The 20,569-nt window shown below is 44.9% G+C and carries 17 protein-coding genes; 4 read left to right on the top strand and 13 right to left on the bottom strand.

Annotated features, from left to right (window positions below; translation table 11 throughout):
• From coxB to G3570_RS10865, 9 genes are all read right to left on the bottom strand, one after another.
• Positions 1-951: a cytochrome c oxidase subunit II gene (coxB, locus tag G3570_RS10905; protein WP_165142197.1), complete on the bottom strand. Its 951-nt coding sequence runs from the start codon at positions 949-951 to the stop codon at positions 1-3.
• A complete protein-coding gene (locus tag G3570_RS10900; RefSeq protein ID WP_165142195.1) occupies positions 938-1,780 on the bottom strand; it encodes an SCO family protein in 843 nt (280 codons plus the stop codon). Before G3570_RS10900 ends, coxB begins: the two co-directional genes overlap by 14 nt.
• Positions 1,781-1,789: 9 nt before the next feature.
• Positions 1,790-2,356, bottom strand: coding sequence for a hypothetical protein (locus G3570_RS10895; RefSeq protein ID WP_165142193.1), 567 nt, complete (start codon positions 2,354-2,356; stop codon positions 1,790-1,792).
• A gap of 88 nt (positions 2,357-2,444) precedes the next feature.
• Positions 2,445-3,629 carry a hypothetical protein gene (locus tag G3570_RS10890; protein WP_249066976.1) on the bottom strand — a complete coding sequence of 395 codons (1,185 nt, stop codon included), beginning with the start codon at positions 3,627-3,629 and terminating at the stop codon, positions 2,445-2,447.
• A gap of 14 nt (positions 3,630-3,643) precedes the next feature.
• Positions 3,644-4,717 carry a c-type cytochrome gene (locus tag G3570_RS10885; protein ID WP_249066974.1) on the bottom strand — a complete coding sequence of 358 codons (1,074 nt, stop codon included), beginning with the start codon at positions 4,715-4,717 and terminating at the stop codon, positions 3,644-3,646.
• A gap of 42 nt (positions 4,718-4,759) precedes the next feature.
• Positions 4,760-5,305, bottom strand: a complete 546-nt coding sequence (locus tag G3570_RS10880) for a DUF3341 domain-containing protein (RefSeq protein WP_165142191.1) — start codon at positions 5,303-5,305, stop codon at positions 4,760-4,762.
• 10 nt (positions 5,306-5,315) lie between these two features.
• Positions 5,316-6,746: an NrfD/PsrC family molybdoenzyme membrane anchor subunit gene (gene nrfD, locus G3570_RS10875; protein ID WP_165142189.1), complete on the bottom strand. Its 1,431-nt coding sequence runs from the start codon at positions 6,744-6,746 to the stop codon at positions 5,316-5,318.
• A gap of 18 nt (positions 6,747-6,764) precedes the next feature.
• A complete protein-coding gene (locus G3570_RS10870; protein WP_165142187.1) occupies positions 6,765-9,818 on the bottom strand; it encodes a TAT-variant-translocated molybdopterin oxidoreductase in 3,054 nt (1,017 codons plus the stop codon).
• 44 nt (positions 9,819-9,862) lie between these two features.
• Positions 9,863-10,510 (bottom strand): cytochrome c3 family protein, encoded by a 648-nt coding sequence (locus tag G3570_RS10865; protein ID WP_165142185.1) that lies wholly within the window; start codon positions 10,508-10,510, stop codon positions 9,863-9,865.
• Positions 10,511-10,995: 485 nt separating this feature from the next.
• On the opposite strand from G3570_RS10865, the gene G3570_RS10860 reads away from it, so the two are divergent.
• Complete coding sequence (locus tag G3570_RS10860; protein ID WP_165142183.1) at positions 10,996-11,565, top strand: DUF420 domain-containing protein; 570 nt, start codon at positions 10,996-10,998, stop codon at positions 11,563-11,565.
• A 365-nt stretch (positions 11,566-11,930) separates the two neighbouring features.
• On the opposite strand, the gene ppk1 is transcribed toward G3570_RS10860, so the two are convergent.
• Positions 11,931-14,333, bottom strand: a complete 2,403-nt coding sequence (ppk1, locus tag G3570_RS10855) for a polyphosphate kinase 1 (protein ID WP_346267270.1) — start codon at positions 14,331-14,333, stop codon at positions 11,931-11,933.
• Positions 14,334-14,498: 165 nt separating this feature from the next.
• Positions 14,499-15,206, bottom strand: a complete 708-nt coding sequence (locus G3570_RS10850) for a metal-dependent hydrolase (protein ID WP_165142181.1) — start codon at positions 15,204-15,206, stop codon at positions 14,499-14,501.
• Positions 15,207-15,446: 240 nt separating this feature from the next.
• Between G3570_RS10850 and G3570_RS10845 the strand changes: the two genes are divergently transcribed.
• From G3570_RS10845 to ytxJ, 3 genes are read left to right on the top strand one after another with little or no spacing between them, the layout of a single operon-like run.
• Complete coding sequence (locus G3570_RS10845; RefSeq protein ID WP_165142179.1) at positions 15,447-16,124, top strand: L-threonylcarbamoyladenylate synthase; 678 nt, start codon at positions 15,447-15,449, stop codon at positions 16,122-16,124.
• The gene (locus G3570_RS10840; RefSeq protein ID WP_165142177.1) at positions 16,121-17,197 is read left to right on the top strand and encodes a 6-phosphofructokinase; all 1,077 of its coding nucleotides are present in this window, start codon (positions 16,121-16,123) and stop codon (positions 17,195-17,197) included. Before G3570_RS10845 ends, G3570_RS10840 begins: the two co-directional genes overlap by 4 nt.
• Positions 17,198-17,206: 9 nt before the next feature.
• Positions 17,207-17,605 (top strand): bacillithiol system redox-active protein YtxJ, encoded by a 399-nt coding sequence (ytxJ, locus tag G3570_RS10835; protein ID WP_165142176.1) that lies wholly within the window; start codon positions 17,207-17,209, stop codon positions 17,603-17,605.
• Positions 17,606-17,651: 46 nt separating this feature from the next.
• On the opposite strand, the gene mtnA is transcribed toward ytxJ, so the two are convergent.
• Together mtnA and ggt are read right to left on the bottom strand one after the other, a co-directional pair.
• Positions 17,652-18,722: an S-methyl-5-thioribose-1-phosphate isomerase gene (gene mtnA / locus G3570_RS10830; RefSeq protein WP_165142174.1), complete on the bottom strand. Its 1,071-nt coding sequence runs from the start codon at positions 18,720-18,722 to the stop codon at positions 17,652-17,654.
• Between the two features lie 129 nt (positions 18,723-18,851).
• Positions 18,852-20,561, bottom strand: a complete 1,710-nt coding sequence (ggt, locus tag G3570_RS10825) for a gamma-glutamyltransferase (RefSeq protein ID WP_249066972.1) — start codon at positions 20,559-20,561, stop codon at positions 18,852-18,854.
• Positions 20,562-20,569: the final 8 nt, after the last annotated feature.

Here is a 20,569-nt window from a genome sequence, read left to right as displayed (position 1 = left end):
TTAATTCAGCGTCTTTATGTATTCGATAATTGCATTGATTTGCTCGTCATTTAATTGGCCTTGGTACGAAGGCATGACAGGCTGATAACCCTCAACTATTTCATCGTTGGGGTTTAGTATTGAAGTCCTAAGATAGTTTTCATCGGCTTCAGCACTATTTCCATCTGTAAATTGCCGGTTCGAACCGAATAGTCCCTGCCAGGTAGGTCCGGTCATCTGGGAGCCGTCGGCGGAGTGACAGGTAGCGCATGCCTGTTCCTGGGCCAGCTGTTCGCCCCATTCGGCAGGTGCCAGGTCATCGGGCTTTGATCCGCCGCCCTGATTGCTGGCCAGCCAGTTTTCGAACTCTCCCTGTTCATGGACAATCACTTTACCATACATGTCGGAGTGTCCTGTACCGCAATATTCCGTACAGAATATAATCGATTCACCTGCTTCAGGTACACGGAACCATGTTTCGGTATATCTTCCCGGTACCACATCCTGCTTGATCCTGTAGTCAGGAACAAAGAAAGAGTGGATGACGTCGTTTGAACTCATAATAAGCTTGACAGGCCGGTCGGCGGGCACATGCAGTTCGCCGGTTGATCTGGCCCCGTTTTCATAGGTGAAATTCCATAGCCATTTCTGTGCAGTCACATTTATCTCGTAGGCATCATCGGGAGGAGTAGTCATCGTTACATAGGTCTGAAAACCCCATCCGAATACCACGAGTGTTATAATCAACGGGATTACCGACCAGGTTACCTCTAGTTTGTTATTGTGCGTGATGACCGGTGTGACGTCGTTTTCCGACTTGCGGCGGTACTTATATAAAAAGTAAGCCAGCGCAACCAATATACCAATGGTCAGTACCAGGCTACTCAGGTGAACAAACCAGAACAAGGCATCGACTTCGCTTGCCACCGTTGATTTGGCAGGGGGGAGGATAAAATCTCTAAGAGCTTCCATTCGTTATCTTTATGTTCTTATCGTTTTTAGAATTCTTTTCTTTCAGCCACAATAAACCGATGAATATACCCAGAATAAGTGCTGTAGCAAAGCCACCCAGCTGCATGATTCGCCAGGCTACCGCCACATAACTGTTTGAGTCAGGATCGTATTGATAGCAATAAAGTAATACCCTTTCTGTAACACTGCCCACTTCACCGTCGGCCGCCTCATAAAGTGCATTACGTAAGTTAAATTCGTCAAATTCGATACCGTAGAGGTAGCGCGTCAGCGTGCCGTCTGGACTTAAAAACATGATTGCCGCACTGTGAGCAAATTGGTCTTGTTCTTCAACTTTCTTGTATTTAAAGCCAATTGCCTCAGTAAGTGTTCTGATTGATTTTTCATTACCGGTGAGAAAATACCACCCTTCACGGGCATTATCTCTACCGAGCTTTGTAATCATCGAGTCTTTGGTTGAAGCAGCAAGTTTGCTATCCTCTTCCGGATCAATACTGAATGTAATGATATTATACTCGTCACCGGGGGTCCATTTTAAATCACTGACCCCGGAATAGACCGCTTCAATAACCATCGAGCAAAGCATGGGACATTCGTAATAAACCGGATTTAACAATACCGGTTTATCCCCTTTCATCAAAGATGCCAGCGTAACAGAATCACCCTCGGAAGTAGCGAACATCAGGTCCAGAGGTATCTTATCTCCCAGATGTTCTTCAATACCTACATCCTGAACATCTTTCGGCTTTTGCTTATTTAACTGTGCTTCTGCCGAAATGGGGTGTAGGAGCATGCATGCAACAAAGACGGCAAGTCCTACGGATTTCATACGCACATATTAGTTATCGTTACTGTTGGCTATGTCATTCATAGCACTATCTATCGGTATTCTGTAAATACCTGCTTCCGGATCAACAACTCCGAAGCTATTCAACGTTTCTTGGGCTTCTTCATTGAGCTGTTTGATCTGGTAATACTGACTCTCTTCGGATATTCGGTCTCGACTAACAGTCGTATTATACTGGTACATTTCAACAAGACCTTTCACAAATATCGCAACCAAAATCATTCCCAAAACGCTCCAAAAAATCAGGCGTTTGTAGTTGAGGTCATCGTGCATTACCCCGAAGGAAATAGATTCGGCAATATCGGGATTATCAACCTCAACGTCTACCGACTCGTGGTCTTCAATATGGGACTCACTATCACTGCTTTCAGGCTGTACTTCTTCCTTAAAGGCATCCGCACCTTCTTTCTCGAGTTGTACGGTCCATTTCAGAATTTGAGAAACGGGCACTTCGTACTTGTCTGATAGTCTGTCCAGGTTCTGCTTATCCTGTTCCAGTGCTTTGGTGGCTACCTTGGTTTTAAATTCAGACGTATAATTTTGTTCTTCGTTCGCCATGAAATAAGTACGCTTAAGTTTGCAGCAGGCAAAGCAAAATGCCTGGTTAATTTAGCTGATTAATGTTAACGGTATATAAATTTCTATATCAGTGCTTGTTTAACGATTCTGCCAATTTCGGATCATTGATCGGAATCATTTTTTGTTGTTTAAACCGATAGAAAAAGAGTCCCATGAAAATTCCGCCCATACCCAAGAATGCGGTAAGGGTCATCCAGTTGAAGTGAACGCCGTGATGATTCAGTACCGGCATTACCAACCAGTAGAGTTCCACAAGATGTGAAACCAGTATCAGTACAGAAATACTTGCTACGATTTTGAAATTAGTTTTGGCTCGCTTACTCAGCAGAACAATAAATGGTATTACAAACCTTCCAAATAAATAGAAATAAGCCAGGTATTCATAACCTCCGTTAAGTCTTTCCAAAAACCACACTGTCTCCTCGGGGATGTTGGCATAATAAATCAGCAAAAACTGACTAAAAGCGATATAGGCATAAAACACTGTGAAGCCGAACATCTGAACGCTGAGATCATAAATATGTCCCTTTTGCAGGGTGTTCTTTAACAGCCCTTTCTTCCAGAGGTACATAATCACCAGTATGAGGGTTGCAAACAGAACCTGGAAGCTCATTGCAAAATAGTACACCCCAAACATGGTTGAGTACCAGTGCGGGTCAAGTGACATGATCCAGTCAAAAGAGGCGAAAGCCAAAGTAATGGCAAATATAAAAATCCCGGGTCCGCTGGTCCTTCTCAGCAGGGTCTGCAAACCCCAGTCGCCGGTCTCATCCATTTCAACAGATTTATTGTACATGCGATAGCCTAAAAAGCTCCAGATAGCGAAGTAAACGACCTGTCTAATAATGAAGAATGTTGTATTAAGATAGGGTTCTTTGCCCTGCAAGACAGGATCGGCCGCAACTGCGTCGGCATGAGACCAGTGATACAGGGAATGAATGCCCAGTAGAACGGGTATCAGGAATAGACCCCAGATCCAAAGATTGGATGAGATGCTCTCAGGAATTCTGCGCAATGCCACACTCCAATGTGATCGTGTCAAATGCTGAAGCATCACAAAAAAGAGACAGCCGAGACCTATGCTGGAAAAGAAAGAGAAACTAACCAGGTAAGAAAAGAAAAACTGGTCATGATTGATAAAATAGCCTATTGCAGTGGCAATAAGACCCACAATTCCGACACCGAACAGTGTTCTGGTTATATTCAGGTCGGAAGGGAACTCCAGCGAATCAGTTATAGTGGTTTTGCTCATTATTCTTTAAAGACTTACTGGTTATCACTTATTGTTTTCATGTATTCTATCAGTGACTGCACTTCCGCATCACTCAGGTAACTGTAGGGTGCCATAACCGGGTCATAACCCTCAACAATTTTGGCATTGGGATTTACAATAGATTCCCTCAGATACTCTTCATCAGCAGTAACCGTGCTTCCATCTGCCAATTGCCTGGTTCTTTCAAAAATATTCAGGTGTGTCGGCCCGATACCGTCAGATCCGTCTTGTGAGTGGCAGGTCTGACAGGCATTCTGCATGTAAATCTGTTCTCCTCTGGCTGCTGAAATTTCTTCTCCACCACCGCCGGACTGTGCTTCCTGTCGAGCCATCTCTTCCTCTTGGGCTTGCTGATACTGCTGATCGAGGGCAGCAAGATCTACATCGTACTGCTGCATCTCGTTCTCGGGAACGTACTGACTTCTTTGCAGGGCCCTGACATAGGCTACAATCGCCCATCGGTCTTCAACGTCAATTTGGTGGGCGTAAGCCGGCATATTACGAATACCATTGGCTATGGTTGAATAGATATATCCGTCTTCACTATTTCTCAATCGATCAATGTGATAGCTCGGAGCGGGAACATAGCCGTATCGTCCGACCATGATGATTCCTTGTCCGTCTCCGGTAGAACCGTGGCAAGGCGTACAATATGTTTCGTATTGCTTCTGTCCTCTCTGAAGAAAGGAGCGGTTAACTGTTACCGGAATTTCATCCACAAATGAGCTGTCTTCGCTGATTCCCTGGTAAAATGCTTTATCCTCTCGCAGATTACCCCGCGCAACGGTACCTTCAACAGGCATACGCATGCCTCTGCCGTCAGCAAAGAACCTGTTTTGCTCCTGTGCTTCGAAGCGTTCCTGTTGGTCCATATTCATATTGGGATGGACCGGTTGGTGGTCAAATTTTTCTCCGCGGCAGGAGATAAAAAGCAGTGTTATTGCTACTAATAACGAAGATTTAAAGAATCTACTGGTCATTTGTATTCTATTCGTGATTTTGGAGTCGATCTCCTCAGTAAGTTCATTTCCTCTGCCTTTTTCCATTTCATCCAATTTATCAAACATGAATGGATCTAAGAGGCAAAGTTTAAGAATTAATTAATGGGTTTACTTATCATATACCGTTTCAATATGTGTTGCACCGGCATCGTTTAAAAGTGATGTAACTTTTTCCTCAGAAAACAAATCATCTTTAGCTTCGATGCAGATGAAGAATCCGTCATCGGAAGCTTTCTTAAAGCGTTCTACATTAAATAAAGGATTGTGGAGTCTGGGCAGGTTATTCAGCTTAAACATGCCGAATACTGCAGCAAAAGCTGAAAGTAAAACAGTCAGCTCAAAAGCAATCGGTACATAAATAGGTATATTGATTAAGGGCTTGCCGCTAATATTCATGGGATACTCATAGGCCATCACCCAAACCATAAGCACTACTGCTCCTACAAGCCCTACTGTAGCCCCGCCAAGTACAATCCAGCCCAAAGGAGATTCCTTAATCCCCATCGCCTTTTCCATTCCGTGAATGGGGAAGGGGGCATAAGTATCGTACTTGTTATAACCTGATTTTTCTACGGCTGATGCAGCATCAATGAGTTCTTTTGGATTTCTGAACTCAGCCAGTACGCCGTGAATGTTTTTTTCGTTTGATTCCATGGTATTCTTACTAAGCGGTTTGCTGATCAACGACAGCAGGTTCAGCTTTTGTGTTTACAAATTCTTTGGTCTCTTCATCGTAGTTGTGCGGATCGGCTTGCGGCATCACACCTTTCACCTCTGCAATTGCGACCATTGGCAGGTAGCGCAGGAATAGCAGGAAGAAAGTGAAGAACAGTCCGAAAGTGCCGATGTAAATAATGATATCCCAGAAAGTGGGAGAGAAATAATCCCAGTTAGAGGGCATGAAATCGGTTGCCAGTGATCCAACAGCAATCATAAAGCGTTCGAACCACATACCGATGTTAACAATAATAGAAATCACGAAAGTGAGCGCTACATTTCTGCGAATTTTCTTTGACCATAGGAACTGCGGTGTTACCACGTTGCAGAACATCAGAATGTAAAAGCCCCAGGCATAAGGTCCGGTTGCATATAACCAGAAAATACCCTGCTCATAAATATAACCGCTATACCAGGCGATAAAACCTTCCATCAGGTATGCAAAGGCTACAAGGTTTCCGGTCACCATCATCACGAGATTCATTTTCTCCATGATGTCGATATTCATAATGTCTTCCAGACCATAAATCTTTCTTGCGATAATCATCAGGGTCAATACCATGGCAAAACCGGAATAGATAGCACCGGCAACGAAGTAGGGCGGGAAAATGGTACTGTGCCAGCCCGGAATCATGGAGACCGCGAAGTCAAAGGATACAATAGTGTGAACTGAAAGCACCAGCGGAGTGGCAAGACCGGCCAGAATCATGTAGGCCTTCTCGTAATTCCACCAGTTTCTGAAGCTCCCCGTCCACCCTAGGGCGGCAATGCCGTAAGATATCTTAGCAATTTTGCTCTTTGCCTTGTCGCGCAAAGTGGCGAAATCAGGAACCAGACCAACATACCAGAATAATAGTGAAACAGTAAAGTAGGTACTTACCGCAAAAACGTCCCAAAGCAGCGGACTGCTAAAGTTAGGCCAGGCCGCCATGGAGTTCGGAACCGGGAATACCCAGTAGATAACCCAGATACGACCGACGTGAATAGCCGGGAAAAGACCGGCACACATTACGGCAAAAATGGTCATGGCCTCTGCAAAACGGTTAATAGCAGTACGCCAGCCCTGTCTGAACAGGAATAGAATAGCAGAAATCAACGTACCGGCGTGACCGATACCGACCCACCATACAAAGTTAATAATAGCCCAACCCCAGCCTGCAGGGTTATTCAATCCCCAAATTCCGATACCGTCCCATATAAGGTATCCCACAGAACCCAGCAAGGTTATCAGCAATAAGTTTGAGATGCCGAAAGCAAGGTACCACAACTTTGGGGTGGGAGATAACGGTGTTTTGGCAATGATATCCGTAATACTCCCGAAGGTATGGTCGCCTTTAACTAATGCGGGCTCTGGTACGTATTTATAATCTGTACTCATCTTATATTCGGTTGGTAGTTAGGCCAATTTTGGATTTGGATTGCGAAGTTTAGCAAGGTACGAAGTTCTGGGCCTTGTATTCAGCTCTTCCAGCAACAGGTAGTTGCGGTTGTTCTTCTTGGTCTGTACCACTTTGCTTTCCGGATCTGTCAGGTCACCGAAATAGATGGCATCTGCCGGACATGCCTGCTGGCACGCGGTTTTCACAGAACCATCATCAGGTTTTAAACTTTCTCCGTCGGTCTCAATTTTCTTATTGATTTTCGCACGATTAACCCGCTGAACGCAGAAGGTACATTTCTCCATAACACCTCGGAAACGTACGGTTACTTCGGGATTCATCGCCATTTGTACGACTTCAGGATCACTGCCGGTCGTTAAAAACTCTTTGGTGTAGTTGAAGAAGTTGAATCTTCGAACTTTATAAGGGCAGTTGTTGGCGCAGTAACGGGTACCGATACACCTGTTATAGGTCATCTGGTTCATACCGTCATCACTGTGTGTAGTTGCCGCAACAGGGCAAACCTGCTCGCAGGGAGCCAGTTCGCAATGCATACAGGGAACCGGCTGGTGAAGTGCTTTTGGATCATCGACATCGCCTTCAAAATAGCGGTCGGTACGAATCCAGTGCATCTCACGTCCGTTGCTGACTTCGCGTTTACCAATAACCGGAATATTGTTTTCTGCCTGACAGGCGATGGTACAGGTACCACAGCCGATGCAGGAGTTCAGATCAATGGTCATTCCCCATTGCGGTTCATAGTCGGGATAATCGGCTTCATCAATGGCGTCAAAAATAGAAAGCGGTTGATCTGCTCCCTGTTCGCCGGCATACGCTTCTCCGGGCAATTCAGCGTTATAAGCCGAGTCATAGCTTGAGAATTCCGGGTTGTCACGGTATTCCTGCAGGGTGGCATAACGCAGCAGGGAACGTCCCTCCATACTGTTATGATCCTGCGTACAAGCTATTTCAAATTTCTTTCCGGTGTTTTCTACCTGAATATCTGTTGCGTAAAGCATGGTAGAGGTAGAACGGAGGGGATAGGTATCAACCCCGGTGCCGTTTGCCACTTTTCCGATACCTTCGCGGCCGTAACCTACTGTGATGGTAATACTGTCATCGGCATGTCCCGGTTGAACCCAGGCAGGTACTTCAATAGTTGTACCGTTTACCGTTATGGCCAATACATCCACATTGGCAACACCGAGCCCGGCGGCTTCAACACCCAGTCGATCAGCAGTATTTTTGCTCATCAGGGCTACATTATCCCAGGTGACTTTGGTCATTGGGTCGGGAAGCTCCTGAAGCCAACCGTTGTTGGCATAGCGCCCGTCAAACAACTTAGAATCGGGACGGATTACCAATTCGGTACCGCTAGATTCAGCTTCGCTTGATATAAATTGGCTCATTCTGGATGAGAATCCGCTGGAAATATTTACGGATTGGGCGGGGAAAGCACTGCCGGCCTCATCGAGTCCGTCATGCAGTATCTTTTCCCACTTGCTTTGAAAATTTGTTGAGTGATAACCTCTCCAGGTTTCTTGAACCAGATCATATCCCTTGGCATTGCTTCCCGTAGTAACTGCATTCAGGAATTCAATTTCACTTATGCCTGAAAAAAGCGGTTCAATTTGCGGCTGAATGATGGAACGTGTCCCGGTGTAATCAAAACCGTCGCCCCATGCTTCAAGATAGTGCGCACGATTTACGTGCCAGTTGCACTGACTTGCTGTTTCATCGGTATATTCTCCAAGGTGAATGGTGGTTTCAGCATTGGAAAGTGCTTCGCTGAAATTCAGATCGGATGGGGCCGTAAACACAGGATTAGCACCTATAAATACAACTGTATCGATGTCACCATTACTGAGACTTTCGGTAATATCTCGGAAGGCTTCCCTGTCGCTGCCGTCATTTATATGGGAAACACTGTGATATGTCACTGAGTTGCCCGCATTGCCAAGTGCATTATTGATTGCGGCTACAGCAGCATGTACTTCAGCAGCATGCTCACTGCCGACGGTAAGTATAGAAGAGCCTCTATTATTTAATAGGTCTTCTGCAAGTACCGGTATCCACTCATGGTCTGAAAATTTATTGCTGTGTCCGCTGAAAGCAGAAAGTCCACTTACGCTTCCCGATAGTTCAGAGGCAAGAGCATGTATAAACAGCGGTATCTCACTGGATTTAATCTTCAAACGGTTGTCGGCATTTGAACCGGTAACCGTAAAAGTACTTTCAACAGAGTAGAGACGAAGCATATCGTCTTCCTCTGAGGTAACTTTACGTGCTTCTGAAAAGCTTCGTGTTGCCTCAACACTATTTTTATTGGCGGCCGGGTTCAGAAAATCATCATCAAAAGAGACAATTACTTCCGCCCGGTCAAAGTGATTTACCGTACGTAGCCTTTCGCCGAAAGCGATATTCGTTCCTTCAAGAGCATTATCTTCACTGAAGGCCTCATAGGTTACCCATTGGGCATTCGAAAACTTGTTTAATGCTTGCTCCTTGATCCTGTTGTAGGTAGGAGAAGAGTTGGCCTCTGAAATAAATGCAATATTTCGGCCGGTATTTGAAAAATGTTCGTTGCAGAAATTCACAAAATTCTCAAAAGAAGTACGCTCGCCATCTCTGCTTACATATCGGGAACGATCGGGATCGTACATCTGCAGCATGGAAGCCTGGTTGAACTTGCTGCTTGAACCCAGGCTTGCCGGGTGCATCTCGTTACCTTCAACTTTGGTCGGACGTCCTTCATGGTTCTCAATGACAACACCGGTGAGCGCATCCTGAAAAGGCATGGCGGATGCATAATATAAAGGTATACCCGGTGTTACCTCTTCAGGCTGCTGGGTATATGGTAAAATCTTTTGTACCGGGCGCCGGCATGAAGCAAATCCGGCAAGTGCAATTGAAGCACCCATGACACGAAGGAAGCTGCGTCGTGAAACCTGGTCTCCCAGCTCGGTAGCATTCTCCGGAAATTCACGTTCAGCGAACTTCTTATACTCTTTATTATTTGCAAGCTCGTTTAAGCTCTTCCAGTAATTTGGACTTTTTACTTCGTCGCTCATGCTTTACGATTCAGTTAATTCTAAATTCCTAAAGAAATTCAATGTTAATAGTGGCAACCCTGGCAATAGGTTGGTGGACTCACGTTATGTTTTGCTACCAGTTCCCGTCCTTTCTGTATCTGATCTTCAACCTGATAGCCCATGGTAGTGACCTCATCGACAGGCCTGAGGTACTGCTCGGGATTTCTGTGGCAGTCCAGGCACCAGCTCATGCTCAGCGGTTCTTTCTGGAAAACAACATCCATTCTATCTATGCGGCCGTGGCATGACTCGCAGCCGACACCCACATTGACATGAGCGGCATGATTGAAATAGGCATAATCCGGTAAGTTATGGACTCTCACCCACTCAATGGCTTCACCGGATTCCCAGCTATCACGGATTTTCTGAACTTCTTCCGGTCTCTGGGAATCAATCTGGCTGTGACAATTCATACAGGTTTGAGTAGGAGGTACATTGGCCTGCTTTGATTCGGCTACGCTGGTGTGGCAATATTGGCAATCAAGCCCGAGTTGTCCTGCGTGAATTCTGTGGCTGTATTCAATAGGTTGTGTAGGTGCATAACCAACGTCAGTAAATTCTGGGGAAAAATAGTACCAAACTCCTGCTACCAAAGCTGTTGCAAAAACGATAAGCCCAAGTAAGATACGTCCGGGTATTTCATTTGCCCATTTGGGAAAAATCTGAGCCATAGTGTATTAAATAGTTTGTCGTTGCTGATTATGCAATTTGTCCTTTCAGCCACATATTTAGAACGGCATGAAGGTATATAAATTCACGCTTTTTTAGAACCCGTTAAAATAGGATATCGGATATTTATACCAAATCTAAATAGCTAAGTGGCAACCGAGCGTGAGCTCAAATAAAATTAGTGACCAAGATATAATCTATTTGAGTCAAATGCGTAATTAATCGCCCATTTTATTTTCAAATTTTACTGAAAACTTGGCATGCCTGCTGTGCCTTGGGTAACGGATTGTATTCTCAGTACTTAGGCTTAAATATAAATCCATAAAGATCAGATCAGTATGACACTTTAATACAATACCGCCGGGTAGGTCTCCAATTTTCTGAATGATTTAAGAACTCCGGGATAAAAATTTTAGTTAATGCCGGGTCAATACCGTTATCTTCACATGAACCGATTGCTACTTTAATTTACCGATTACTCTACGACATGCAGACAAAATACGACGAGCAGTTCTCTATTGATTTGCTGAAAGAGATAAGCCTTCCCAAAGCACTGGGTGTTATAATATTAATAAGCGGAATTGCTTTTGCCTTTCTAATATGGCTGATCTACTACAAGGGAGGAAGCGATTACAGTTCCAATATTATTACCAGTCTGCCCGCCCTGAACGCCCTGCTAAATAGTACAAGCGCTGTCTTACTTATTTTCGGATATCGTGCTATCAGGCAAGACAAATATATGAGTCATATGCGTTTTAATCTGACCGCATTTTTTACTTCCACATTGTTCCTGATCAGTTATGTGATTTACCATAACTTCCACGGTAGTACGCCATTTCCCGGGCAGGGGCTTATCAGACCGATCTACTTCTTTATTCTAATATCCCATATCATATTGTCGGCCCTTGTTGTTCCGATGATCTTAACCAGTTTCTACCTGGCATTTTCAGAGAGGATCAAACTTCACCGCAAGGTTTCAAAATTTACGCTCCCAGTGTGGCTCTATGTTTCTGTGACAGGAGTGATGATTTTCTTTCTTCTAAGAGCCTATGTGTAGGATGAGAAAAGGTAGAAGGTAGAAGGTAGAAGCAAGAAGGGAGACGAGAGTAGATAAAAAAATTTAAAGTGGGCTCTGAGGGAGTTGTACTCCCAACTATATTGCTGATACAATAGGAAGGGATCTATATCAATGCCCCTTCGGCCTTTCACGGATTCCTGAAAATATATTGCACTAGGCCATTAACCATTCAAGCGTGGACGCTTGAATGAGCCTGAATATTATATCCACATATACTTTAGTTATCTGAGTGCAACTCCCTTGAAACACATTTATTTTGCCAACTGCCAACTGCCAACTCCCAACTGCCAACTGCCAACTGCCTTTTCCCTTCTCACTTCTCACTTTTCACTTCTTACTTTTGCCTAACGTATCGCCCTCTTCCGTGCATTTTTCATCATCATGTTCTGAAAACTTCGCTCTTTTTGTCCTTTCTTTGGGCGCCGTTGGGTATAGCTGCCATCGGCATGCATATCCCAGGCAAGGCGGTTGTCTTTTAATGCTTTCTTCAAAATGGAAATGATTCGCTTTTGTAATCCCGGAAGGGTGATGGGTACAATAGCTTCGACACGCTCATCCAAATTGCGGAATCGCCAGTCGGCACTGCCTATGAACATTTTCGGATCGCCGTTGTTGCCAAAATAAAATATTCGGTCATGTTCCAGAAATCGTCCTATGATGCTTATGACTCTTATGTTTTCACTGAACTTCTTCAGCTGTGGCCTGAGTCTTGAGTGACCTCTTACGATCAGATCAATTTCCACTCCGGCCTGCGATGCTTTATAGAGTCGTTTGATGATTTCAACATCATCCAGAGCGTTCATTTTGGCTATGATTCTGCCTTCTTTGCCCTTCTCTGCAAAAGCAATCTCCTGGTCTATCAGCTCATAAAAAGAAGAACGAAGTATCTGTGGAGCAACAAGCAGTTTCTTGTAATTTTGACTTGGTGCGTAGCCCGTGAGATAGTGGAACAGGTTGGTGACGTCATAACCTATTTCGGGATCATTGGTGAGCAGACCGAGATCGGTATAGATCTCGGCCGTCTCCACATGATAGTTACCTGTACCGATGTGGCAGTAGGTTACGTGTTTGTTTTTTTCTCTTCTCACAATCATCGCAACTTTGGCGTGTGTCTTCAGTCCTACCAAACCATATGCTACATGCACTCCGGCATTTTCAAGAATTCTGCCCCATTCGATGTTGCTGGCTTCATCAAAGCGTGCCTTCACCTCTACAAGAACGGCAACCTGCTTACCTTTCTCGGCTGCCCGAATCAGAGCTTTTACAATGGGTGAATCTTCAGAAGTGCGGTACAAGGTCTGCTTGATGGTCAACACATCGGGGTCGTCTGCGGCCTCCTCAATAAGCCGGCGAACACTGGCTGAAAATGATTCATAAGGATGATGAACCAGTAAATCTCCTTTACTTATAATGTCAAAGATCGATTGCTCTTCCTCGGTTTCCCCCTCATGATAAAGTGGCTTGGGTATTACCGGATTCCATTTCTCAAACTTAAGTCCCGGGATGTTCCGGTTGGCAAGCTTAAAACAAGCCGTAAGATCCAGGATGCCTTGCACTTTAATAATGTCATCATCATTAAGGTGTAGCTCATTCATTAACAGGTTCAGTACATTCTCGTCAATATTTTTTTCAACTTCCAGCCTTACGACTTCTGCGAATCTTCTTTCACGAAGTTCTTCAGAAATCATTGACTTGAGATCTTCAGCTTCCTCCTCGTTTCTTCGAATATCGGCATTCCTGGTTATCCGAAACAGGCAGGCTCCTTCAATCTCCATGCCGGGGAAAAGCTTGTGAATATTTTGACGTATGAGTTCCTCAATTGGGATAAAGTTCAATTCAGAGTCACCTGACTCTATTGGAAGCCAGCGCGGTTGGTTTGTGGGAATCTTTACGCGGGCAAAATTGAACGCGTCACGATCGGGCTTGCGAAGCTTTATCGCAAGTGACAAGCTTAGGTTTGATATAAAAGGGAAGGGATGTCCGGGATCTACAGCCAGAGGGGTGAGGGTCGGATAAATATGGTCCATAAAATATTCATCCATTTGCTCTCTCTGTTTCTTCTTGAGATCCTTGTAGTAGGATATTTTTATAAAAGCATCTTTTTCCAGTAAGGGCAGTAACTCGTTATTCCAAATCTCAGAAATTCTATACTGCATTTTTGCAGCCTGATCCCTCACAAGGTCAATCTGAGTGTCAGGCGTTCGGCCGTCGGGACTAAGATGATCCACTCCGGCTGCCTCCTGCCGTTTCAATCCACCCACTCTCTTTTGGATAAACTCATCCAGGTTGCTTGCAGTTATAGCAATAAATCGCACCCGCTCCAGCAAAGGAGTACGTTCGTCCATTGCCTGATAGAGTACCCGCCAATTAAAATCGAGCCAGCCCAGCTCCCGGTTCAGGTAGAGGGAAGGGTGATCTTCCCCGGCACCTTCGGGGACCTCACTGGGTTTTACTGCAGTGGGTAATTTCGGGTTTCTTAATTTTTCACTCTTCTTTTCACTGCCATTTGAGTTAGAGATCCAGGCTTGTTCTCCGACATTCCAGGAGATGGAATCATCCTTCAAGTCCCTAAAATTCTTAAGGACTTTCTCATGGATAGTTCTATTGCCACTGGAGGTAAACGTGACATAGTCTTTACTGAATGCAGTTTCAATGGAATCGACGGCATCACTTCTTTTCAGAAAGCCTTTTCGATTGATCTCGTTAATCAGCCAAACCGCTACTTTTTGTGAATTTTTCTCTTTCACTATAACTCTCACCTAATCTTTTTTGCTTTATCTTAAAATAAGATAAAAATAATAATATAAGGGCGCTCACTATGATATTAACATTAGCTTAATATGGCGATTTAATTAAAAAACCCCGACGGAAAACCGTCGAGGTCAGTAAATAATAGTATTGGAGAGCCGGTACTAGGCGAGGAAATTATCTCCCGGTTCCGGAATCCATACTTCGGTATCGGATATATCCTCAACGAAAGTTTTAAAGTCTTCGGGATCTCCGGTAAGAACGGGGAATGTACCGTAATGGATGGGTATCGCCACTTCCGGATTCAGCATTTCTACAGCGTATGCAGCTTCCTGGGGACCCATCGTGTAGTGATCCCCCATTGGAACCAGTGTTAAATGAGGCACATACATCTGTCCATATAACTCAAGGTCGGTAAAGATATTGGTGTCACCGAGATGGTAGATACAGATATCATCCTCAAAAGAGAAAACCAGTCCGCCCGGCTCACCGGTATAATCTCCGTTGAATGAAGAGCTGTGATTTGCAGAAACCAGGGTAACGGAAAAATCATCATAGTGCACGGTACCGCCTTTATTGAATTCCGTTGCCTGATCTTCTCCCAGCCCGTGCTTGCCTACCAGAATACGGGATAATTCTACAGGGGCAACAACTTCGCAACCGGTACGTTCGGCAATCTCGAGGGTGTCACCGACATGGTCTTCATGGCCGTGTGTTAGAAAAATATAGTCGACCTCTTCCGGCTCCTTCCAGTCATCGGGAGTTACACCGTTGTTTTTCAGAAAGGGATCAACCAGAATATGGTTGCCTTTCGGACTCACCAGCTTAAAAGCGGAGTGACCCAGCCAGTGTGCTTGAACTTCTGTTTCCATAATGAGTAATAATTTTTATTAATGATTATTTAAATATGAGTTGATTATCCTCACACAATATGTTATTAATGTTTTCAAGGATTTATGAAGATCTTAACGTTGAATATCATGAAACAATCTCGCCCATCTTGTATACTAATAGCACAACTATTTGAATTGAATCATTCCTTTTCAAGGTATTAACCTACCTATAGTTTACTTCTTATTTATCACCAAAATCATAATCGAAGGATTTGAAATATGGCAGAACGAATTAAATTACATCCTGAAACGCCGCATGTGAAACGTATTTTTGAAATTGCAGATATGGTTGCTGACGGTGCAGTACTGTTATTTCCAACCGATAGTCAGTATGCCCTGGGATGTGCCTATACCAATAAAAAAGGAATTGAGCGAATCAGGAGAATCAGGAACCTGGGCGATGATGATCATTTGAGTATTTTGTGTGACTCGCTTTCCGGGATCGCCAAATTTGCACACATTTCTGACAGGAATTTTAAACTGATCAAACGATTGATACCCGGCCCTTATACTTTTATACTTCCAGCTACCAAAGAGGTACCCAAATTGCTGGTACATCCCAAAAAGAAGACGGTAGGTATTCGCGTTCCTGACTATCCGATCTGCCAGGGACTTGTTGAGGAGGTGGGAGATCCTCTTCTGGCAATTACCGCAAAAAAGCCTCAAATGAAAGAAGGCGCCCTGGAGAAGTTCGATAGGGAACCTTTCTTGAGGGAATTTGATAAGCTGGTGGATGTTATCATTGATAACCAGCAGGATTTGCCATCACAGGAAACAACTATAATTGACATGACAGAGGAGGAAGCCATGATTATTCGACGGGGTCTCGGTATTGAAGAGGCCGAGGAAGTATTCAGAATGCAAGGCGAAAACCTGGCGGAGGCAAAATTATCATGAAAATAGCTATCAACACAGGTGGCGGTGACGCACCGGGATTGAATGCGGCTATACGTGCAGCAACTCTGGCGGCGCTTCGTCGCGGCTGGGAAGTCTACGGTATTGAAAACGGATACGGGTCTATCTATACGGATGAACCTTTTGTGAGGCTGACCGAAAAAGAGGTGAGGGGTATCACCTTGTTGGGCGGTACTATTCTGGGTACAGCCAACAAAGGAAACCCTTTTGAAATGCCCTACCAGAAGAAAGATGGGAGCTGGGATACCAAAGATGTATCCGATCACCTCATGCAGACATTTGAAGATTACGGAATTGATGCGCTGGTAGCCATCGGTGGAGACGGTTCCATGCGTATTGCCAATAAACTGGTCAATAAAGGTTTGGATATCGTCGGGGTTCCGAAGACAATTGATAATGATATCTGGGGTTGCGATGTCACACTTGGTTTTGATACGGCCCGCAGTATTGCAACGGAAGCCATTGACCGTATAACAACAACGGCAGAGTCCCATCAAAGACTGATGGTTGTGGAAGTAATGGGGCGCTATGCCGGATGGATCGCTCTTCTATCAGGTCTTGCCTCAACGGCAGATGTTATTTTGTTGCCTGAAATTCCCTTTACATACGATTCTATTGTTGAAAAGATTGAAGAGCGCAAGTCGAAAGATAAGCACTATACCATGATTGTGGTTGCCGAAGGAGCTAAGCCAAAAGGCGGCGAACTGGTGACCAAAGGAAAAACTATCGGACAAGAAGTGCAGCTTGGCGGAATTGCCCGGCAGGTCGCTGCGGAACTCACCGAAAGAACCGGTCAGGAATCACGATCGGTTGTGCTGGGTCACTTGCAGCGAGGAGGCTCTCCCACTACTTACGACAGGTTGATTTCACTGCGATTCGGGGCAGCTGCCATCCGTTGTGTGCAGGAGAGAGATTTCAACAAACTGGTGGTGCTGCAGGATAACAAGCTGACCAGTATTCCGATCAATGAGGTCGCCAACAAGATGAAGGCAGTACCTCTTGACAGTGATACAGTTCAGACGGCACGAGACGTAGGAATTTGTTTAGGTGATTGAAAAGTATTTATGGGATTTTTTGAAGGAGTAAAAGGTATGTTCAGCCAATCCGGTGCGGATAAAGCGGAAGAGTGGCAAATTTTAGAAGGCAAAGATTCTGTCGATAAATTACTGAGCAGATCAGAAAGCACACCTCAGCTTATTTATAAACACAGTGACCGCTGCAGTGTCTGTATCTTTGCAAAATCAAATTTGGAGCAACAGGCCGGTGATATCAGTGAAGCGACAGACATGAACTTTGTCGATGTAATTTCTTCGCGTGACGTCTCCAACTACATAGCTGATAAACTAAATGTGAGGCACGAGTCGCCACAGGCTATATTACTCAATGAAGGAGAGGTGGTTTGGCACGCATCTCATGGCTCGGTCAAGGCTGAGCCTTTGATGGAAGTACTAAGAAAGAATTAAAAGCAGCTTTACTAAACTTTTGTCAGTTTAGTAAAGCTTTAGTGAGCTAATCCTCAAACAGTTTCTCAAAACTTTCTTTAAAAGGTGGCTCTATAATTCCTTTCTCCGTGATAAATCCGGTAATATACTTGTGTGGAGTTATGTCAAAAGCCGGATTATAGGTTTCTACTTTTTTGGGAGCGACCTGGGATCCGTTGAAGGTTGTAATCTCTTCGTCGTCTCTCTCTTCGATAGGAATTTCGTCCCCGTTTTCCAGTTCCATATCTATTGTGGATAGGGGAACAGCAACGTAAAAGGGAACATCGTTTTCTTTAGCTAGCACGGCTAGGGGATAGGTACCGATTTTATTTGCGGTATCCCCGTTAGCGGCTACCCGGTCAGTTCCTACAATCACCATATCCACCTTGCCCTGCCTCATGATAGATCCCGCCGTAGAGTCGGTAATCAGTTTCATGGGGATTTCTGCATTCATCAATTCCCAGGCAGTAAGACGTGATCCCTGTAGCAAGGGACGTGTTTCATCCACCCAAACCTGTAGGTCTTTGCCCTCTTCATGGGCATGAAAAATGACGGAAAGGGCGGTGCCATACTGACCTGTGGCAAGACTTCCGGTATTACAGTGAGTCAGTATTTTGGCATCTTTCTTAACAAGGGAGACTCCATTTTCGCCAATCTTTTTACAGATGCGTTTGTCTTCGTCATGGATCGTTTTCGCGGTTTTCAATACGATCTCCTTGATCTCATCAATGGGCTTATCTTTGTGAGCCTGAATGGTCGTCTTGATACGATTCAGAGCCCATTTGAGATTAATGGCAGTGGGACGTGCTCCCTCCAGGTATTCAGCTACTCGTTCTACTTCTACTAAGAAGCTGTCGAAGGTGCTCTCCGGCAATTCCTTGATACCCATGTAAAATCCATAAGCTGCGGCGATACCGATAGCAGGTGCGCCTCTGACTCTCAGCTTTTTGATAGCCTCCCAAACCCTTCCGACATCTCTTATATCGCTATAAACTTCACGTTTCGGAAGGTAAGTCTGATCTAATATTCGCAAATGATCTTCGCGCCATTCAATCGATTGAATGGCTGTATCGGTATCTGTGTCTGAGTTCTTCCCCATAAAAGCAGTTCTTCTTTTATTAAAAACTATTCAAAATTTTAAAAAAATTGTTCAAACGGTCGATAACACACATTTTTCCAGCATCCAGTTTACTCACCGCAGCTATATACGTAGGTGAGCATCCGGCATCTAATACCCTTCCACGGTTCCGTTGCCTCTTGGATCGGCTGCCCCGTGCCTTCGGTTATTTTCATCAACATAAATAATGTGGCCTCTTCCAACGGTAGGCCTCATTTCCAGCTCATGGCCTTTTGCTTCAAGAAGTTCCCGAGTATCAGGACTAATTCCAAATGCTTCATAATAGAGTTTGTCGGGCATCCACTGGTGGTGAAAACGCGGAGCAGATATGGCTTCCCGGGCATTCATGCCAAAGACAGCCATATTGAGAAAGCTCATAAAAGTGGCTGTAATTATTCGGGGCCCACCTGCAGCACCCAGTACCATTCTAACTTTGCCGTCTTTAGTGACTATGGTGGGCGACATGCTGCTTAGCATTCTCTTGCCGGGCTGAACTGCATTTGCTTCACCTTGTATAAGTCCGAACATATTGGGCTCACCGGGCTTGGCAGTGAAGTCATCCATCTCATTATTTAAAAGGAAACCGGCTCCGCCTACACTGACATGGCTGCCGAATGAACCGTTTAACGTGGTAGTTACAGCTACGGCACTTCCTTCAGCATCCACTATCGAAAAATGGGTGGTTTCTGATGATTCTGAATACTGAAATGTGGGAATATCACCATGATCCAACTCTCTGCTGGGGGTGGAAGCATCCCAGTTGAATGTCTCCATGCGATTTTCATTATAAGCATCGCTTAGCAGGGTATCACCGGGTATATCCACAAAATCAGGATCACCCAGGAAATAGGCTCTATCGGCAAAGGCCCTGCGCATGGTTTCGGTAATCAGGTGAATATAATCGGCTGAGTTAAACCCGAGCTCTTTCAGATCATAGCTATCCAGCATCTTCATGATTTGGGCTATGGCTATGCTGCCGCTGCTGGGCGGGGGCATGATAGCCAGCTCATAGTCTTGATAGTGGGCTTTTACAGTTTTTCTCCAAACGGATTCGTATTCATTTAGATCCTTATACGTAATCAGTCCTCCTAGCTTCTGCATTTCACCTACAATGAGATCTGCGGTCTTACCCGAATAAAAGCCTTTTCGCCCCATGGTAGATATTCTGCGGAGTGTTTTAGCCAGGTCTTTTTGTACAAACAGGTCTCCTTCCTCAAACTGCTCCCCGGAAGGTTTTGTAAAATAGCCTGAAGATGAATCGTAATTTCTAAAATCCTCAGCATGGGCATTCAAATCCTCCGCCTGAACCCATGACAACCGATAACCTTCACTGGCCAATTTTATGGCAGGCTTCATCACCGTTTCCAATGGCAGGTTCCCGTATCTCTCCAGTGCTTTTATCATGCCGTCAACTACGCCGGGCACTCCAACGGCCAGAGCACCTTCCCTGCTTAGCTCAGGAACCAGTTCGCCATTGCGGATGTACATATCTCGGGAAGATTTAAGGGGTGCTTTCTCCCGAAAATCCAGGGATATAGAAGTCCCGTCAGCTTTTTGTATAACCATGAATCCGCCTCCTCCAATATTACCAGCCCGGGGCAAGGTCACTGCCAGGGCAAATTGAACGGCGACGGCTGCATCAACAGCATTTCCCCCTTCGCTGAGTATCTGCTTGCCTGCTTTGGAAGCATGGCTTTCGGCAGTCACTACGGCGGCATTTTCGTAAGCCTTGGTCCAGCCTACCTGGGAAATTGCCGGGTTTTGAAGACCGGAGTAGAGGAAGAGTATAACTACAAATAAGAATCTAATGAGCAATTTCATGCTGATTG

It is taken from the genome of Halalkalibaculum roseum (assembly GCF_011059145.1).
In the GTDB taxonomy this organism is placed as follows: Bacteria; Bacteroidota; Rhodothermia; order Balneolales; family Balneolaceae; genus Halalkalibaculum; species Halalkalibaculum roseum.
Note: the sequence above shows the minus strand (reverse complement) of the source record. Positions and strands in the feature narration are given on the sequence as shown.

Excerpts from the sequence above, each read along its gene's own strand:
- G3570_RS10885 (WP_249066974.1), bottom strand. The coding sequence starts at position 4,717 with ATGTTTGATAAATTGGATGAAATGGAAAAAGGCAGAGGAAATGAACTT.
- nrfD (WP_165142189.1), bottom strand. The coding sequence starts at position 6,746 with ATGAGTACAGATTATAAATACGTACCAGAGCCCGCATTAGTTAAAGGC.
- G3570_RS10895 (WP_165142193.1), bottom strand. The coding sequence starts at position 2,356 with ATGGCGAACGAAGAACAAAATTATACGTCTGAATTTAAAACCAAGGTA.
- G3570_RS10880 (WP_165142191.1), bottom strand. The coding sequence starts at position 5,305 with ATGGAATCAAACGAAAAAAACATTCACGGCGTACTGGCTGAGTTCAGA.
- ytxJ (WP_165142176.1), top strand. The coding sequence starts at position 17,207 with ATGGGATTTTTTGAAGGAGTAAAAGGTATGTTCAGCCAATCCGGTGCG.
- G3570_RS10840 (WP_165142177.1), top strand. The coding sequence starts at position 16,121 with ATGAAAATAGCTATCAACACAGGTGGCGGTGACGCACCGGGATTGAAT.
- G3570_RS10850 (WP_165142181.1), bottom strand. The coding sequence starts at position 15,206 with ATGGAAACAGAAGTTCAAGCACACTGGCTGGGTCACTCCGCTTTTAAG.
- coxB (WP_165142197.1), bottom strand. The coding sequence starts at position 951 with ATGGAAGCTCTTAGAGATTTTATCCTCCCCCCTGCCAAATCAACGGTG.
- G3570_RS10890 (WP_249066976.1), bottom strand. The coding sequence starts at position 3,629 with ATGAGCAAAACCACTATAACTGATTCGCTGGAGTTCCCTTCCGACCTG.
- G3570_RS10860 (WP_165142183.1), top strand. The coding sequence starts at position 10,996 with ATGCAGACAAAATACGACGAGCAGTTCTCTATTGATTTGCTGAAAGAG.
- G3570_RS10870 (WP_165142187.1), bottom strand. The coding sequence starts at position 9,818 with ATGAGCGACGAAGTAAAAAGTCCAAATTACTGGAAGAGCTTAAACGAG.
- G3570_RS10900 (WP_165142195.1), bottom strand. The coding sequence starts at position 1,780 with ATGAAATCCGTAGGACTTGCCGTCTTTGTTGCATGCATGCTCCTACAC.
- mtnA (WP_165142174.1), bottom strand. The coding sequence starts at position 18,722 with ATGGGGAAGAACTCAGACACAGATACCGATACAGCCATTCAATCGATT.
- G3570_RS10865 (WP_165142185.1), bottom strand. The coding sequence starts at position 10,510 with ATGGCTCAGATTTTTCCCAAATGGGCAAATGAAATACCCGGACGTATC.
- ggt (WP_249066972.1), bottom strand. The coding sequence starts at position 20,561 with ATGAAATTGCTCATTAGATTCTTATTTGTAGTTATACTCTTCCTCTAC.
- G3570_RS10845 (WP_165142179.1), top strand. The coding sequence starts at position 15,447 with ATGGCAGAACGAATTAAATTACATCCTGAAACGCCGCATGTGAAACGT.